Below are 16112 nucleotides of genomic sequence, written 5' to 3' on the forward strand. Positions count from 1 at the left end.
ACCCCCATGCAATCTAATCACTTAGTTATTTAATATTTCTTGTGCTGCAATGGCACATCCTTTATGCTTAGTTATTCCACCTCGTCGTATTTTTTCAATATAATCTCCTTTTATTCCACAAGGACAATGTTTTTTAATTACAGCTAAATCCGTTGATAATACTGAAAGATTAGGTTGTGCTGTATTATAAGGAGTTATAAGTTGTAAAAGTCCTTCTTCTCCATATGCCTTTTTCTCAAAAGTTATAGGATCTATTGCAATTATTCTACTGTAGATAGGTCCATGTAAATGTCCTTCACTACAAGAACAATAAGGAACTCCATGTTCTGCCATACCATAAGTATCTCTTATATTTTCACGTTTAAGTCCAATATTCTCTTCTATATAGTCCATAAAATCATTTAGTGACATACTTTTCCCTAAATGATTCTTCCAACCACCTCCAGCTATTATAAAAGAATCCTTATGAACTTCGATTTTTCCATAGCTCTCTTTAATCTCCTCCACCATTTTATACATAAATGCTGGGAATCCTAATAATCTTACAGGTGCTTCATTACTTAATTCTTTAAAGATTTTAGCCCATTTTTTGCTATCAAAAACAAATTCACTTTTACCTTCATCCCATTCAATCATCCAATTAACGGATAGTGCAGGTGCAAGACTTAAAATTTGTTCATCACTCCAACTTGTACCAACGTTTTCTGCTTTTTTTATATCATAGGAAAATAGGAAATAATGTACTGGTGTATGACTCTTAAAACCTATAGAATTGAAAGTATTTTCTGCTAAGCTTTGAAGTCTTAAAAATGAGTTTTTATCGAGGAATAACTGAGTTTTTTGGCCATTAGTTCCTGAGCTTGTTAAAATAAGTTCTAAATCACTTTCTTTGAAATTGCAAAAACCATTTATTTTCATAGTTCCAACAAATAAATTAGGAATATTATATATATCTTCCATGGTATTTAAACTGTTAATATCAAAATTTTCTCTTTCAGCTAAGTATTTAACATATGGTTGATTATCAAGCTGAAACTTATAATTTTCGTTAATAGCTTTTATAAATAATTCTTCCGTTTCTCTTGAAAAGTTAAAAGCATCTTCCCTACTACAAAGCATATCTATATTATTGAATCTCATATACTAATCCTCCTCTTTCCATTACAAGCAATCTCACGTTCTTTTACGTGATCAATTAAAGTATTTCCTATAACGGAATTTGCATATATGTTTTCGTAATTAATGTCATCATTAATATATTGAAGTATGACTTCATCCTCATCACCATTTCCAGGCATAATACCTGCAAAGAAAAATCCAATTTGCTCCATCTGGTTCCATATATATATGCTGCTTTTATTACAAAGTCTTAATCTTAAAAATATTGCCTTTTTCCTTTCAAAATATAATTTATTAAATTGATTTAGTATTTTATTCATTCCATCTTTAGCAAATTTGTTAATATATATTGTTCCTGTATCGTACTCATCTACAATAGTTTCTATAGAAGTTACCTTTGAAAAAGTTTCATTATCATCTTCTAGTTTTTTAAATAATATTTTCACTCCTAAATTCTCATATATCTCATTAATAATTTCTTTGTATTTCTCTGGTGCACAAATATATTTTTTACGCTGTTTTTTTAAATATTTATACTGTATTATAAGACTTTCTCTTTTTTCGCTTTTATCATATATATCTTTGAATTTTAAGGCTGTAATTCTTGATAAAAGTAAAGCACAATCTTTAAACCCATTATTTTCTGCTGATTTTTGAGAATATATATGGCTTGTTACTGCATGTACATATATTCCTACATCTCCTCTTTTTTCACTTTCTTCTATTGCAAATCTCGTTAAATCTGTAAGACATCCCCTTCCTCTAAATTGAGGATCAACAAAAGCATGTGAAATTTCACATATGTTAGATTTTTGAAGGTATTCTAGAGCTACGTGTCCAATGACTCTATTTGTTTCATCTAAAGCTATATAAGATATTATCTTCTCCTCATGATTTAATTTATTTATCATTGCTTTATCATAGATATATTTGTGTATATAAGAATTTCCATAGGTTCTATAAGCACAATTTACTATTCCTTCTGCTTCATCCTCTAACCTTTTTATTATTATTTTACTTTCTTCATCAAGTGTTTTTCTTGAATTAATCTCTGAATTAAAATCAAGTTTGTCCTTCACTTTTTCAGTTATTAATATCATAAAATTTTTTAGCAAACTATCACCTCTCAAATCACATATTATTTTCCTCTAATTTCATACCCTTTTTATACCACAACAGCCAGTTTATATTATAATTGTTTAATTTTTCTTTTGCAACTTTTCCCTTCTTTTATTTTCTTTAAGAATACTTTCTTTCAATTTTTCTGTGTCTTTATAAATAAAAATGACCCAACTAGTTTTATCCCTAGTGAGTCATCTTTTTAATTATATATCATTCAATAAAATTATAGTTGCTCAATAAAATACATCATCATTACTATACATTTAAATCTCTTTTTCTATAAAATACATACGTTGTACACAATAAAACTGTAATAATTATAACAGATAAGATTACAAACATAGGTTCAAAACCACCGCCAAACATAAGATTTTTAGCTTCATAATATTTAAATGGTATAATGTATTTTAAGCCATCAAGATTACTATTCATATCAACTATCATGGATAATATAAAAGTAATTAAAAGTATCCCTGTAGATACAGTGGTTGCAGTTTTTGGCTTTTTGCTTATAGCTGCTATTCCTGTACCTATAGTCAAAAATATTAACTGTAAAATAAACATTCCAATCATCAATATTACAATATCGCTAGTTATTCCCTCACCTTTAGCATAATACTCAACAATAGTGATTGAACTAATTAAGGTGATAACATTAAAAATAACTATATTAAAAAAGGCTGCTAATAACTTTGATGTGATAACTTTATTTCTTGAAATAGGTTTTACCATTAAAAATTCTGCTGTTTTATCTCTCTCTTCTTTTGAAATTATATTAGCTCCTAGCATTGAAGCATGGATAGTAGCCATTAGAACTAAATATGAAAAAATTACTCCATAAAATCCACTAGCCTTTGATAAATCAAAGGAAACTGTACCAAACATAACTTGCAAAGATTTAGGCATTGATGATATGATATCATTCATATATTCCCCTGAACTTGATACTACCCCATACTTACCCATTCCAGCAACAACCATTAATATCACACCAATACACCACAGAATAAGCGATTTTCTATTAGCTTTTATTTCTCTAATAAATATATTCATAGTCAGATCTCCTTTACACGAAAATTTAAAGTGCTACCATGACTAAACTGCATGAATATCTTTTTTAGAATATATTAGGTAGCTGATAGCAGTAGTAATCCCAATAAAAAGTATCTCTATAATTATAAAGGAAGCTTCATAAGCAGAATTTTTAATTATATATGCTGTATCAAAATATTTAAATGGAGTTATATAGCGTATTGCATTATCTCCAATAACAGACCCAAACATACTTATGATAAAGAATCCAAATACTGTACTAAGTGAAATTGGAAGTACAGATTTAATTTTAGGAACTAACACAGAAATAATAACCCCCAATGATAAAAACATAAGTTGAACAAAAAATCCTGTAATAGAAATCATAAAAAATATCTTGAAGTCAAAAGTTCCCTCTGCTACAGCTAATCCAACTATGGTAGTTGCTGCTATATAAATTACATTAGTAATTATTAGCGAAGCTAATGCCGCTAGCAGTTTAGATGTAACAACTTGCATACGAGTTACAGGTTTTGTTAATAGAAAATCTGCAGTTTTTTCACGGACTTCCTTTGATAAAATTGAAACACCTAAGTTCATAGCCTGAATCGAGCCACATAGTACTATATACAAAAATACATAGGAATAGAAACCTATAAAAGTAGAAATAGTATCTATAGAAATTCCCAATGCTTTTCTTACTCCCTCTGGAAAACTCTCAAGTATTTTATTAAATTCTGCAACATCCTTTGAAAAGGATGGAAATAATGATAAAAAGAGAATACTTACAGCTACTAATACACATGTCCATACAATTGTTGATTTTCTATATGCCTTTAATTCATGTAAAAACATATTCATATCTTTTAATTCTCCTTTTCATAATAATGCATAAAAATTTCCTCAAGGTCAGGTTCATCTACCCATAAATTAGATAGCTCTATTGAGGAAAGTTTTTTCATAATTAAATTGATATTACCTCTAAATAAAAAACTAACTGTATTATCTTTTACTTCTAAATTACTAACACCTTCAATATTAAAGTAATTCTTATCTATATTATTTATAGTTTCAATTTTAATCTTCTTATGGTTATTTTCCTTTAATATGCTAATTTTTTCAACGGTTATTATCTTTCCTTCTTTAATAATTGCAACTCTATCACACAGTTTTTGAACTTCACTTAGAATATGTGAAGAAAATAAAATTGTAGTGCCTTTCTTATTTTCTTCTTTTAGTAAATCAAAGAATTTTTGCTGCATAAGTGGATCTAGTCCACTGGTAGGTTCATCAAGTATAATAAGTTTTGGTTCGTGAAGCAACCCTTGAACTATTCCTACTTTCTTTTTATTTCCAAAAGATAAATCATCAATTTTTTTATTGAGGTCAAGATCCATTATTTCTGCTAATTCCTCTATCCTTTTACTACAATCTTTTTTATAAAAACTAGCAGAATACTTTAAAAGATCAATTACTTTCATTTTGTCATAATAAAATACCTCTGATGGCAAATATCCTATTTCCTTGGCAATTTCAGGAGCAAACTTTAAAGAGTCTTTACCAAAAATTGTAGCACTTCCACTGGTTGGATGTATAAGTGATAATAATGTCCTAATTGTTGTTGATTTTCCTGCACCATTAGGTCCAATGAATCCAAAAATTTCACCTTCTTCAACATTAAAACTTACATCAGTAATTCCTCTTGCGCTTCCATAATTCTTGGTCAAATTTTTAATCTCAATAACATTCATTTTATGACCTCCCTATATTATTTATAGAAACAGTTTTTAAACATATCTATGTAAATATCTGCTTCCTTAAAAACGTCACTATAGTCAGGCTTATCTAAGGATAATAATTTTGCTTTTTTAAGCGCCTCATCTCCTAACCCCTGAAAAGTCCAAATGATAATATTAATAGCTTTTTTTACATCAATGTCTTCTTTAAACTTAGAAAGGTCAATGCCCTCAAATACTTTAATAGAATTGATCTTAATAAGCTTTTCTTTCCTTTCATCTAACTCCTGCTTAACACTCTTTGAGTTTTCCATATATGCTGTTTCAATAAATCTAAACATTTCAGGATATTTGTTTAGTAGCTCAAATTTAATTATGCACATTTGATTCAACCTAATAAAAAAGTCTTTTTCATCTAAATTAATCTTTTTATAAAATTCATTCATGCTTACATCAATACAGTGATCATATAAAAATAAAAATAAATTTTTCTTATCTTTAAAATAATGAAATAGTAACCCCTTTGATATATCTGCTTCTTTGACAATCTCATTTGTAGAAGCTTTTTCAAAACCCTTTTGTGCAAATTCCTTCATTGCTGCATTTAAAATTCTATCCTGCTTTTCCACATCTAGATTCAAAAACTTTGAAAACATATTGCACTCCTCCTTTGTAATATACAACAAAATAATTGACCATATCAGTCAATAATATTATAACTCTTTTTGACTATTGTGGTCAATTGCATTTTTAAAAAATTTATTAACAACTTTATTGCGAGTTTTCTCCACCTCTGGGGAACAGTTTGATCGATGGACAATTGACAATTATGGTAGAAATTAATGTTGCAAATTAATTTCTTTAAATAGATTTTTAATAAAAGTGACTGCGTCATTTCAAAATAAATCTATTGAAAACTTCTCTTATAAAAGATAAGTATCAATAGTTCTCCATCGTCAATTGTCAATTATCAATTGCTTATAAATTATATTCCATGCTGACAAGTTCTATTTATTTGTAGGTTTTTGCATATAATTTATATTATGAGAATAATTATTATTTTAATTAAATCGTATTTTAAAATCACAACTATAGCAGTATAATTTAAATAGTAGTAAAGGCGTAGTTAGATATACTGTTACAAAATATACAAAGTTAGGAGAGATTGTATGAATTTAAATAGAAATGATTTATGCTGGTGCGGCAGCGGATTAAAATATAAAAAATGTCATATTGAATTTGATAATAAATTAGATGCTCTAAAATCACAGGGATTTCAAACTCCACCAAGAAGTATTATTAAAACTAAAGAACAAATTGAAGGTATAAAAAAAAGTGCCAAAATTAATAATGCTGTATTGGACTTAGTTGGTAAAAATATAAAAGAAGGTATGAGTACTGAGGAAATTGATAAATTAGTTCATGACTATACCGTATCTCAAGGAGCAATTCCAGCAACTCTAAATTTTGAAGGATATCCTAAAAGTTTATGTACCTCAATAAATGATGAAGTATGTCATGGTATTCCTAGTGAACATATAACTCTTAAAAATGGAGATATAATAAATATAGATGTGTCTACAATACTAGATGGATATTATTCAGATGCTTCAAGGATGTTCATCATTGGCGAAGCAAGTGAGGAAGCAAAAAAACTAGTGGAAGTTTCAAAGGAATGCCTATATAAAGGTATAGAAGCAGTAAAACCTTGGGGATTTTTAGGTGATATAGGTGCAGCAGTTCAAGAACATGCAGAAAAGCATGGTTACTCTGTAGTAAAAGATTTTGGTGGTCATGGTATTGGACTTGAATTTCATGAGGAACCTTTTGTAGCTCATTATGGCAAAAAAGGTCAAGGCATGATTTTAGTACCCGGTATGGTATTTACCATAGAGCCTATGATAAATGCTGGTTCTTATGAAATAGTAATAGATTCTGATGATGATTGGACAGTATTCACAGAAGATGGATCACTTTCTTCACAATGGGAACACACAATATTAGTAACAGAATATGGAATAGAGATACTTAGTAAATAAAGTTTATTAAATTTATCTTCATATGATAATAAGTAAAAAATCTACACACTAATATGAAAATGTATTAGTGTTTGTAGATTTTTATTATTTTAAAATATATGATTTAAACCTTATATTTAATATTTAAAATAACTAAATATCTAAACATTTAGTTTAGTTGATTTATAGCTTTATGTCTTAATATCCATATCTCTTTAAAACTAAACTTTATTAAAAATTTCTCTTATATATGTTGGTACTTCACCTACATCACCACTAATTAACACATATATAATAACTATAGGTATATATAAAATTAAAAAATCTTTTCTTATTGATATATTTTTCTTACTCAAATGAGTGTCACCTCCAATGATTTTTTATGTATATATTATAATATTCACAAAACATATAAATTTTTTTACACTCTTAAATAATCTAATCTCAATAATATATTTATTATCTCTAATTCATTTAATAGTATATTTCTCATATATATTCAAAATTTTTCATAGTTCTTAGCATGCAATGTGTAGATTAATTATTCATAGTATTTATTTTCTTCAATTTCAAGCTTTGTAAAACATAAAGCTGCAACTGCTACCATAGAAATCCATAATACTATTAAAATAATATCTTTTATTCCAAAGGTATTATTGCAGAAGTTGTACATAGCAAACATTAGAACTGCAGCACCAATTCCACCACATATCCCTCCAATTAATCTTTCTCTTAATTTATTATTAACAAGAGACTTACCACAGGATTTACAATATATACTATTAAGACACCTTTCATGATGGGATTTTGTTATTACAATTAGAACAAATTATTACAATTAAGTTACTTAATTCTTATTAAGAGCTAGCTATTATTTTCAATAAATTGAGAGAACAGGAGATAAAATGAGTAAAATCAAATAAATGTAAGAGATTCTCCTTTTATGCACCTATATCCAAAAAATCCAATAAATTCAATTATTGAACATATATATAAAGAACGATATAATTCAATTGAACGTTAAAAAATGTTCATAAAATTATAAGAATATTCATAATTTTATAAGAATATTCATAAAATTATATCTTTTAAAGGAGGATTACTATGAAAAAATATGCAATTTTAGCTTTAACAGCAGTTATGGCTACCAGTATCCTAACAGTTTCAGCAAAAGCTTCCCCTGATCAATATTACGGTATTATGGAAGGTGGATGTGTTCTAGGAAGTGAGTTTTCAAACGATTATTGCAGAATGGAACCTAGAAATGAAGGTTTCGTACCATTTTATTTAAGAACATGCTGCCCTGGAGATGTGGATACATTTGTTACTAGAGACGTACAACATTTACAGTGTCTTCTTACCACTATGGGATATAAAAATTTAGATGAAGTTGGAGTATTTGGTCCTAAAACTGAAGAAGCAGTTAAAGATTTTCAAGCAAAATATGGACTTGATGTAAATGGAATAGTTGCTCCAGAAACTTGGGAAGCAATTAGAGATGTATCTCTTAATGAATTAATAAACTAGAAAATTAATAAGTTTATAAATTAATAAATATAAAAAAAGATATAATGCAATTGTTATTAAAGAATATCAGTAAAATTATATTTTTTAGAGGAGGATTACTATGAAAAAATATGCAATCTTAGCTTTAACAGCAATTATGGCTACTAGTATTTTAACAGTTCCAGCAAAAGCATCTATCGATGGAAGTCAAGGTATACTACCAGGTGGATGTGTTATAACCGGTCCTAGAGATTATTGTGATATGGAACCTATAAATGAAGGTTTTGTACCATACTTTTTAAGGACATGCCGTCCTGGAGATATTGACAGAGGACCTGTTGCTAGGGATGTGCAACATTTACAATGTTCTCTTACTCATCTAGGATATAATGATTTGGATAAGGTTGGATTCTTTGGTCCTAAGACACAAAAGGCAGTTGAAAATTTTCAAACAAAACATGAACTTGAGGTAGATGGAATAGTTACTCCAGCGGTTTGGAGAGTAATTATGGATGTATCATATAGTAGATATAATAAATAAAATATAGAAATAAATTTTTTATAAAAAGTGTTGAATTTTAATAAATTCAACACTTTTGCTTTTAAAACATATAAAATCAAAATCTATTGATTATTATAATATGATATTTAAAAATTTTCTTGTTTAACTCTATATTAATGTGATTAAAATTGATTCTAATCAGAATACTAAAAAATTCTAAATTATCTTTACTTATATATTACATTAAGATAAAAATTAATTTACACTCTTTCTAAAGCCTTCTCCACAAGTTCTCGATTTTCAAACAATGTACATCCGCCTTTATGATCCTTTAGCAAACCATGAAGATTTTGTATTTCCTCTAACATAGGTGAAGCTAAAGCCTCTTTAAGTGTTAAATCAGTTAAATTAACATCGGAATATGGTGCAAAAGGACATGCTTCAACCCCACCTCTTGAATTGATATGAATAAACCCTCTACCAGCAGCTAAGCATCCTCCAAATACCTTTTCATCTCCAGGAAAAGATATAAATATTCCATTATATTTTTTTCTCAATTTACTAAGCCTGACATCAAGTTCACCCCTATGCGTATCAGATATTACAAGATTTTCAGTAGTGGTATCAAAAGGAACATATTCTATAAAGAAAAATGCCCTGCATCCTTTATTAATATATTCTCTAATAAAATTTTCATTTAAAACATGATAAAAGTTTTCTGACGTAATAGTTATTGATATTCCGTAAAATATATTTCTTTTTTTAAGTAAATCAAAACTTAATAAAACTCTTTCAAATACCCCTTCCCCTCTTCTACCATTCGTTTGCTCTCTATCTCCTTCTATACTTATAACTGGCATAAGATTTCTACATGTAGCAAAAAACTGTGTCCACTCTTCATCAATCAATATCCCATTTGTAAACATAGGAAAAATAATCTCTGGGAATTTTATACACTCTTTAACAACTTTATCTTTAGTAAGTGGTTCACCACCTGCAAGTAATATAAATGATATCCCTAAATCCCTAGCCTGAAGAAAAATATCTGACCACCGTTGTTCGCTAAGTTCTAATGAACATTTATGAGCTTTTGCTCTATCATAACATCCCTTACACTTTAAATTGCATGTGCTTGTAATAGACGCTATCATAAATGGTGGTACATGAAGTCCACTTTCTTCATATTTACTTCTAATATTTCCTGTGTTTTTTTGTTTTAATGCAATTTTTATAATATTTTTTGCTGAAGAGAAATCACTAAGAGCTATTTTTATAAAATCTTCAATAAGAAATCCAATTGATTTATTTAGCATTTTTGTTAAGTTCTTATTAGATATCTCAGAACAACTTTCTTTTTCCATTACCCCATCCTCCAATTATCACTTTAAATATCTAAATAACTAATATAGTATTCCATAATAAATCTATATGTTTGTTTTTAAAATCTCTCAATATCTAGATTATTCATATCTTTTAACCTAAATTCTCTTTTTCATATATCTAATTTCATCAATTATATCTAAAACTCCTTTATCAGAATAATCTTCTCTTTATAATTTTAAATCTTTATTCATTTATCAGTAATAGATTATGTTACAAATGAAAATCACAATTTGCTTTAATGGAAAAATTCTATAATAAAAAATACCATCAAAATTTTTTATTATAGAAGTTTTTTAGTAAAAAAGTGAGCTATCTCACTCCTATATTGAGATAGCTCACTTATTAAAACCTTAATTCAATATTAATTTTCAAGCTTAATCCACTCTTCCAATTGCTACTTTTTCAATCTGTTGATTATGTTTATCATTTAAACGTCTTATTTCATAAATTAAGAATAAAACTGTTACTAATGATGCTAAAAAGTCTGCTATTGGACCTGCAAACCATATGCCATTTAACTCCATAAATTTAGGTAACACTAAAAGAAGTGGTATTAAAAATATAACTTGTCTTGTCATACTTAAGAATATAGATTTTTTAGCTTTCCCTATACATTGGAAAAAGTTAGAACTTACTATTTGTAAACCTACTATAGGTAACATAAATAGATAAGTTTTAAGACCTTTTGTTCCTACCTTAATAAGCTCTGCATCATTATTAAAGAACTTTATTATAGTTTCTGGGAACAGCTGTATAGCTAAAAAGCCCAATATACAAATTGATGATGCCCCTATTATTGCATACTTTAATGTATCCTTAACTCTTTTATAATTTTTCGCTCCATAGTTATATCCTATTATAGGTTGTGCACCCTGATTAATTCCAAAAATAGGCATTAAAAATATCATAGATACACTACTTATTACTGTCATAGCTCCTACAGCGGTATCTCCACCATAAGTACTTAAAGCTCTATTAGATATAGCTGATACAACACTAGCTACTAATTGCATTGCAAAAGGAGATATTCCTATAGCAAATATTGATTTTACTATGTGAGATTTTAATTTAAAATTCTCCTTTTTTATCTTAAGCATACTATTTCCTCTAAAATAGTACATTAGGGTCCATATAGCTGATCCTATTTGGGATATTACTGTAGCTACAGCAGCTCCCTCTATTCCCATACCAAATACAAATATAAATATAGGATCTAATATAGTATTAAGTCCTGCTCCAAATAGCATTGTATACATAGATATTTTAGGATTGCCCTCTGCCCTTATAAGATTATTTAACCCAAAAGCTACATTATTGAATACATTTCCAAGTAATATTATTCTTATGTAAGATAAAGCATATCCTACGGTCTTTTCTGATGCTCCAAGACCTCTTAATATAGGTTCTGCAAAAATTAGTCCAAGTATAGTAAGTGATATATTGATTACTATCATAAGGAAGAAAGCATTACCTAAAATCTCTTCAGCCTCATGTTTCTTTTTCTGACCTAACCTTATAGATACCGTTGCTCCAGCACCTACTCCTACAAGCATAGCAAAAGCAAGTAAAATTGTTACTATTGGAAAGGTAAGTCCTATTCCTGTAATAGCTAAATTACCAGTCTCAGGTATTTTACCTATAAATACTCTATCTACTATATTATATAGTGCATTTACTAACATTCCCACCATACTAGGAATGGAAAAGCTAATAAGAAGCTTTTTTATATCTTCACCTGCTAATCTCTTTTCTCTGTCTTTATCCATATTTTTCCTCCTTAAACGTGATCTTTAGAATTATTAACCATTCTTTTTAATAAACTTATTGCTAAAGCTTTTTCTTCTTCTGTAAAATCTTTAGTAAGTACTCTATTTGCCTCTGCTAGTATTTCAAAAAACTCTTTTTCTATGTATTTTGCTTTATCAGTTAAAAAAACTCTGTAAGCCCTTTTGTCTTCCTCATCCACAACCCTTATTATATAGTCTAGTTCTTCTAATCTTTTCAATGCCCTTGCAGTAGTACCTTTATCTATATTTAAATTTGAGCTTATACATTCTTGATTAATTCCATCATTAGAATATAAATGTATCAAAAAAACATATTGTCCACTACCTATACCAAATTTACTAAAAGATTTTGAAGCTAATTTCCCATTCATTCTATACACTTGTGCTATATATTTCCCTATGCTATCACACTTATGCAAGTTCCTACACCTCGCTTTAAATTAGTTGCAATGCCAACTTTTTGGACGCAATTATACATCCATGGTAGTCTTTTGAAAAATTCCCCTCCATAGTTAACTAAATTCATTCACAACCTACTTTATATGTTTTATAGTATTAATGCTTTCAAAATTAACTTCTTTATTAATTTAAAATTTAGTTGTGTCCACAACTAATTATATCTAATTGCCCCTATCATATCAACATTTTTTACGATGATTAGCTCCACTATTTCTATTTATATAGGGTTCCACAATAAAAATTCAACTTATACTTGATTTTAATTTCCATAACAAAAATTATTTTTTATGAATGAAAGATGAAGAATTATGGTTAAAACTCCACTGCTAAAGCCTTTGGAGTTTATTAAAATAAATTTTATTTTAATAAACTCACCTCTAGTGAATTTTTTCCTGAATTCTTCATTATTAATTGTTAATCATTAATTTCTAAGGATTTAAGCTATTTTTATAGAAAACTTATTTTTCATTTTAAAGTTTATCAATATATAGATTATTTACATCTTTTACCCTAAATTCTCTTTTTCATATACTTAATTTCCTCAATTATATCTGAAACTCCTTTATCAATATAATCTTCCTTTATATTTGATACGTTTAATTTAAGCATTCTTTCCTTTGGAAAGAAATCCAAATAATGTCCCTCTTCTGTTGCTACTATAATAGATTTCTTTTTTAATCTATTTATGAGTTTTTCATTGGATATTATATTATCTAGGGTTATATAGGTATGAACACAAGGATTTTTAACAGATTTATATTCAAAAATACCACTACAGTTTTTAAATTGTTTTTCTAAGGAATTCTTTAAATAATTAGCTCTTAAAGAATAAGAAGATTTAATCTTTTCTTTATGACGATCAAACATACCACTTTTAATATAGATTTCTAATGCTGCTTGAGAAAGCATAGAGCTATCTACATCCATAAGTCTTTTATATTTACTAAAGTTTTCAAGAATAGAATTAGGGATAACAGCAATACCTATTCGTAAGCCTGGAAAGATAATCTTTGAATAGCTCTTTAAATAAATAACCTGTGAGAAGTCATCATAGGTATAAATAGGATCTGCTTTCGAATCCTGTTCTAGATCAGCTAAATAATCATCTTCCACAATAAACACATCATATTTTTGTGCCAGCTTTACAATAGCTTTTTTTTCTTTTTGAGAATAATACGTTCCTAGTGGATTATGAAATCTTGGCATTGTATAGAAAAATTTAATATCTTCTGTTTTAAATAGTCTCTCCAGCTCACCTAAGTCAATTCCTTCACTAGTTCTTTTAATACCTATCACAGGAATTTTATGAGTTTTTAAATAATCTATAAATAAATGATAACTAGGTTGTTCTATTAAAATTGTTTCTTTTTTATTTGGAAAAGGTATTGTACTTAATATAGCCAATGCCTGTTGAACTCCGGAAGTGATAAAAATATTTTCTTTATTAGTAAAAACCTGATAATTAGCTAACTGTTTTTGTGCTACATTAATTAAAGAAGTCAGCCCTTTTGGAGTTCCGTATATAAATAAATCATTTTTATATATATCGATTGCTTCGTTAATGCAATGCTGAAAATCTAAATACGGAAATACCTCTGGATCTGGTGCTGAAGATGCAAAATCCAATATTAAATTTTTATTATTAGAATTATTTTTTCTCTTTACAACATAATATCCACTTTTAGGTATAGAATAGACCATATGCCGTTTTTCTAATTCCTCTAGTGCTCTTATGATAGTACTTTTATTGCAATTATAACGATGAGTAAAATCACGAATAGAAGGAAATTTATCTCCTTCTTTATATTCTTCATTTTGAATTAAGCTCTCCATATGATTTAATATTTCCAAATATTTGTACATACATTTTCACTCCTACTTTAAAATCTGTACCGGTATAGATAGGATTTATTTATATTGTATCATACATATTAATCAACTAATATATAAGTGTAATTAATGATAAATCTATAAAGGTTTATTCAATTGAGAATGGACAATTGACAATTCAGGTGGAAATTAATCTTTACTAATAATTATTGCTAGTCTCCACCTCTGGAGAACAGTAGTGAAACCCTTTAGGGTTCCCCTGAAGTACAGTATAGGTCGGAACAACACCTATTTATTTAACTAAAATAATGAAAATAGGTAATATAGCTAAATTTGCTAGACAAAAAGTAATTGTATCACTTCAAAAATAAATAATTTAAAATTTCTCAGCTTTTGCTGAGAAATATCCACAATTGTGAATTGTGGATTCAATAGTTTCAACTATGATACTAAAAAATATTAATTATTTTTACATATATTAATTTTAGATCTGATATATCTATAAATATATTTAGGAGGAATATATAAATGAGATTTTCATATAAAAAAAAGGCTTATTGTGCAGCTATATTAAATGCTCTTATCACAGGTCTCTCTTTTTTATTTACAAAATTAACTCTAACTGTAGCAACGCCTCTTGATATACTTGCGCACAGATTCACAATATCGTTTATTTTTGGTTCTATACCTATTTTATTAGGATGGATAAAATTAGATATAAATAAAGAGGATATACTTCCTATCCTTCCACTTTCACTATTTTATCCAATTATGTTTTTTGCTTTTCAAGCTTTTGGACTGACTTATATTTCTTCTTCTGAAGCAGGAATAATTCAAGCAACAGTTCCTGTTTTCACATTAATATTTTCAATATTCTTTCTAAAAGAATATACTAGTATGTTACAGAAAACATCACTACTCTTATCTGCAGCTGGAGTTATTTATATATTTCTTATGAAAGGCATAAATTTAAGAAGTAATGCTTTTATAGGCATAGTATTTATTCTTCTATCTGCACTTTCTTCTGCTGGAAACAATGTGCTAGCAAAAAAATTGACAGGAAAATATAGTCCTATATGCTTAACTTACATTGTAAATGCTATAGGCTTTTTATTTTTTAATATTGTATCCATCACTAATCATAGTTTAAATGGAACTCTTAATCTTTATTTTAAACCCTTTACCAATCCATTATTTGTAGTTTCGATAGTTTATTTAGGTATATTATCATCACTTATCACATCGCTACTATTAAACTATGCATTATCTAAAATAGAAGCCTCTAAGATGAGTGTGTTTATTAATCTCTCAACATTAATAACTATGATAGCTGGTGTAATCTTTTTAAAAGAAAAATTAGAATACTTTCATATCATTGGAGCAATCATGATTCTTCTTGGTATAATTGGGACAAATTTTTCAAATAAAAAAACAGTATCTTAAAATAATATTTTAAAATTGTAAAAGTTGTAGATACATAAATATCTACAGCTTTTTATTTTTACTAAAAACTTTTTATATTTCATTCGTAATTATAATATCTCATATGAGATAATTCTTATATGAGATATTATAATTCTAAATAGAATAATTTTTACTTACTTTTAAGTTAGTATAT

The 16112-nt window shown here is 27.7% G+C and carries 17 protein-coding genes; 4 read left to right on the forward strand and 13 right to left on the reverse strand.

Annotation, left to right across the window (positions count from 1 at the left end):
* Positions 1-21 precede the first annotated feature (21 nt).
* The 6 genes from ACY1IQ_RS19420 to ACY1IQ_RS19445 all read right to left on the reverse strand — a co-directional run bounded on the left by ACY1IQ_RS19420 (position 22) and on the right by ACY1IQ_RS19445 (position 5665).
* Positions 22-1140 (reverse strand): LuxE/PaaK family acyltransferase, encoded by a 1119-nt coding sequence (locus ACY1IQ_RS19420; protein WP_461615539.1) that lies wholly within the window; start codon positions 1138-1140, stop codon positions 22-24.
* Positions 1137-2234 (reverse strand): GNAT family N-acetyltransferase, encoded by a 1098-nt coding sequence (locus ACY1IQ_RS19425; RefSeq protein ID WP_461615540.1) that lies wholly within the window; start codon positions 2232-2234, stop codon positions 1137-1139. Before ACY1IQ_RS19425 ends, ACY1IQ_RS19420 begins: the two co-directional genes overlap by 4 nt.
* Before the next feature lie 262 nt (positions 2235-2496).
* Entirely contained in the window at positions 2497-3294 is a 798-nt protein-coding gene (locus ACY1IQ_RS19430; RefSeq protein ID WP_461615541.1) for an ABC transporter permease subunit, read from the reverse strand.
* A gap of 42 nt (positions 3295-3336) precedes the next feature.
* Positions 3337-4134 (reverse strand): ABC transporter permease subunit, encoded by a 798-nt coding sequence (locus tag ACY1IQ_RS19435; protein ID WP_461615542.1) that lies wholly within the window; start codon positions 4132-4134, stop codon positions 3337-3339.
* A gap of 5 nt (positions 4135-4139) precedes the next feature.
* Positions 4140-5024 carry an ABC transporter ATP-binding protein gene (locus tag ACY1IQ_RS19440; RefSeq protein ID WP_461615543.1) on the reverse strand — a complete coding sequence of 295 codons (885 nt, stop codon included), beginning with the start codon at positions 5022-5024 and terminating at the stop codon, positions 4140-4142.
* Between the two features lie 17 nt (positions 5025-5041).
* A complete protein-coding gene (locus tag ACY1IQ_RS19445; protein WP_461615544.1) occupies positions 5042-5665 on the reverse strand; it encodes a TetR/AcrR family transcriptional regulator in 624 nt (207 codons plus the stop codon).
* A 513-nt stretch (positions 5666-6178) separates the two neighbouring features.
* Here ACY1IQ_RS19445 and ACY1IQ_RS19450 point away from each other — a divergent pair.
* Positions 6179-7048, forward strand: coding sequence for a methionyl aminopeptidase (locus ACY1IQ_RS19450; RefSeq protein ID WP_461615545.1), 870 nt, complete (start codon positions 6179-6181; stop codon positions 7046-7048).
* A 200-nt stretch (positions 7049-7248) separates the two neighbouring features.
* Here ACY1IQ_RS19450 and ACY1IQ_RS19455 read toward each other — a convergent pair whose 3' ends face one another.
* Together ACY1IQ_RS19455 and ACY1IQ_RS19460 are read right to left on the reverse strand one after the other, a co-directional pair.
* Entirely contained in the window at positions 7249-7383 is a 135-nt protein-coding gene (locus ACY1IQ_RS19455) for a hypothetical protein (RefSeq protein ID WP_461615546.1), read from the reverse strand.
* Between the two features lie 185 nt (positions 7384-7568).
* Complete coding sequence (locus ACY1IQ_RS19460; protein ID WP_461615547.1) at positions 7569-7709, reverse strand: hypothetical protein; 141 nt, start codon at positions 7707-7709, stop codon at positions 7569-7571.
* Between the two features lie 422 nt (positions 7710-8131).
* Between ACY1IQ_RS19460 and ACY1IQ_RS19465 the strand changes: the two genes are divergently transcribed.
* Both ACY1IQ_RS19465 and ACY1IQ_RS19470 read left to right on the forward strand, forming a co-directional pair.
* Positions 8132-8554 (forward strand): peptidoglycan-binding domain-containing protein, encoded by a 423-nt coding sequence (locus ACY1IQ_RS19465; protein ID WP_461615548.1) that lies wholly within the window; start codon positions 8132-8134, stop codon positions 8552-8554.
* A 100-nt stretch (positions 8555-8654) separates the two neighbouring features.
* Entirely contained in the window at positions 8655-9074 is a 420-nt protein-coding gene (locus tag ACY1IQ_RS19470) for a peptidoglycan-binding domain-containing protein (RefSeq protein WP_461615549.1), read from the forward strand.
* Between the two features lie 221 nt (positions 9075-9295).
* On the opposite strand, the gene ACY1IQ_RS19475 is transcribed toward ACY1IQ_RS19470, so the two are convergent.
* From ACY1IQ_RS19475 to ACY1IQ_RS19495, 5 genes are all read right to left on the reverse strand, one after another.
* Positions 9296-10396 (reverse strand): radical SAM/SPASM domain-containing protein, encoded by a 1101-nt coding sequence (locus ACY1IQ_RS19475; RefSeq protein WP_461615550.1) that lies wholly within the window; start codon positions 10394-10396, stop codon positions 9296-9298.
* A gap of 396 nt (positions 10397-10792) precedes the next feature.
* Positions 10793-12184 (reverse strand): MATE family efflux transporter, encoded by a 1392-nt coding sequence (locus ACY1IQ_RS19480; protein ID WP_461615551.1) that lies wholly within the window; start codon positions 12182-12184, stop codon positions 10793-10795.
* 11 nt (positions 12185-12195) lie between these two features.
* Positions 12196-12576 (reverse strand): MarR family winged helix-turn-helix transcriptional regulator, encoded by a 381-nt coding sequence (locus ACY1IQ_RS19485; RefSeq protein WP_461615552.1) that lies wholly within the window; start codon positions 12574-12576, stop codon positions 12196-12198.
* Positions 12577-12602: 26 nt separating this feature from the next.
* Positions 12603-12731: a hypothetical protein gene (locus ACY1IQ_RS19490; protein WP_461615553.1), complete on the reverse strand. Its 129-nt coding sequence runs from the start codon at positions 12729-12731 to the stop codon at positions 12603-12605.
* 443 nt (positions 12732-13174) lie between these two features.
* Entirely contained in the window at positions 13175-14527 is a 1353-nt protein-coding gene (locus ACY1IQ_RS19495; RefSeq protein ID WP_461615554.1) for an aminotransferase-like domain-containing protein, read from the reverse strand.
* A gap of 495 nt (positions 14528-15022) precedes the next feature.
* On the opposite strand from ACY1IQ_RS19495, the gene ACY1IQ_RS19500 reads away from it, so the two are divergent.
* Positions 15023-15937 (forward strand): DMT family transporter, encoded by a 915-nt coding sequence (locus tag ACY1IQ_RS19500; protein ID WP_461615555.1) that lies wholly within the window; start codon positions 15023-15025, stop codon positions 15935-15937.
* Positions 15938-16112: the final 175 nt, after the last annotated feature.

Source organism: Clostridium sp. Marseille-QA1073 (assembly GCF_054863625.1).

Bases quoted from the DNA above. Each gene is read 5' to 3' on its own strand.
- ACY1IQ_RS19500 (WP_461615555.1), top strand. From the start codon at position 15,023: ATGAGATTTTCATATAAAAAAAAGGCTTATTGTGCAGCTATATTAAAT.
- ACY1IQ_RS19490 (WP_461615553.1), bottom strand. From the start codon at position 12,731: ATGAATTTAGTTAACTATGGAGGGGAATTTTTCAAAAGACTACCATGG.
- ACY1IQ_RS19480 (WP_461615551.1), bottom strand. From the start codon at position 12,184: ATGGATAAAGACAGAGAAAAGAGATTAGCAGGTGAAGATATAAAAAAG.
- ACY1IQ_RS19485 (WP_461615552.1), bottom strand. From the start codon at position 12,576: ATGAATGGGAAATTAGCTTCAAAATCTTTTAGTAAATTTGGTATAGGT.
- ACY1IQ_RS19465 (WP_461615548.1), top strand. From the start codon at position 8,132: ATGAAAAAATATGCAATTTTAGCTTTAACAGCAGTTATGGCTACCAGT.
- ACY1IQ_RS19420 (WP_461615539.1), bottom strand. From the start codon at position 1,140: ATGAGATTCAATAATATAGATATGCTTTGTAGTAGGGAAGATGCTTTT.
- ACY1IQ_RS19495 (WP_461615554.1), bottom strand. From the start codon at position 14,527: ATGTACAAATATTTGGAAATATTAAATCATATGGAGAGCTTAATTCAA.
- ACY1IQ_RS19475 (WP_461615550.1), bottom strand. From the start codon at position 10,396: ATGGAAAAAGAAAGTTGTTCTGAGATATCTAATAAGAACTTAACAAAA.
- ACY1IQ_RS19435 (WP_461615542.1), bottom strand. From the start codon at position 4,134: ATGAATATGTTTTTACATGAATTAAAGGCATATAGAAAATCAACAATT.
- ACY1IQ_RS19430 (WP_461615541.1), bottom strand. From the start codon at position 3,294: ATGAATATATTTATTAGAGAAATAAAAGCTAATAGAAAATCGCTTATT.
- ACY1IQ_RS19470 (WP_461615549.1), top strand. From the start codon at position 8,655: ATGAAAAAATATGCAATCTTAGCTTTAACAGCAATTATGGCTACTAGT.
- ACY1IQ_RS19450 (WP_461615545.1), top strand. From the start codon at position 6,179: ATGAATTTAAATAGAAATGATTTATGCTGGTGCGGCAGCGGATTAAAA.
- ACY1IQ_RS19460 (WP_461615547.1), bottom strand. From the start codon at position 7,709: ATGTTTGCTATGTACAACTTCTGCAATAATACCTTTGGAATAAAAGAT.
- ACY1IQ_RS19440 (WP_461615543.1), bottom strand. From the start codon at position 5,024: ATGAATGTTATTGAGATTAAAAATTTGACCAAGAATTATGGAAGCGCA.
- ACY1IQ_RS19445 (WP_461615544.1), bottom strand. From the start codon at position 5,665: ATGTTTTCAAAGTTTTTGAATCTAGATGTGGAAAAGCAGGATAGAATT.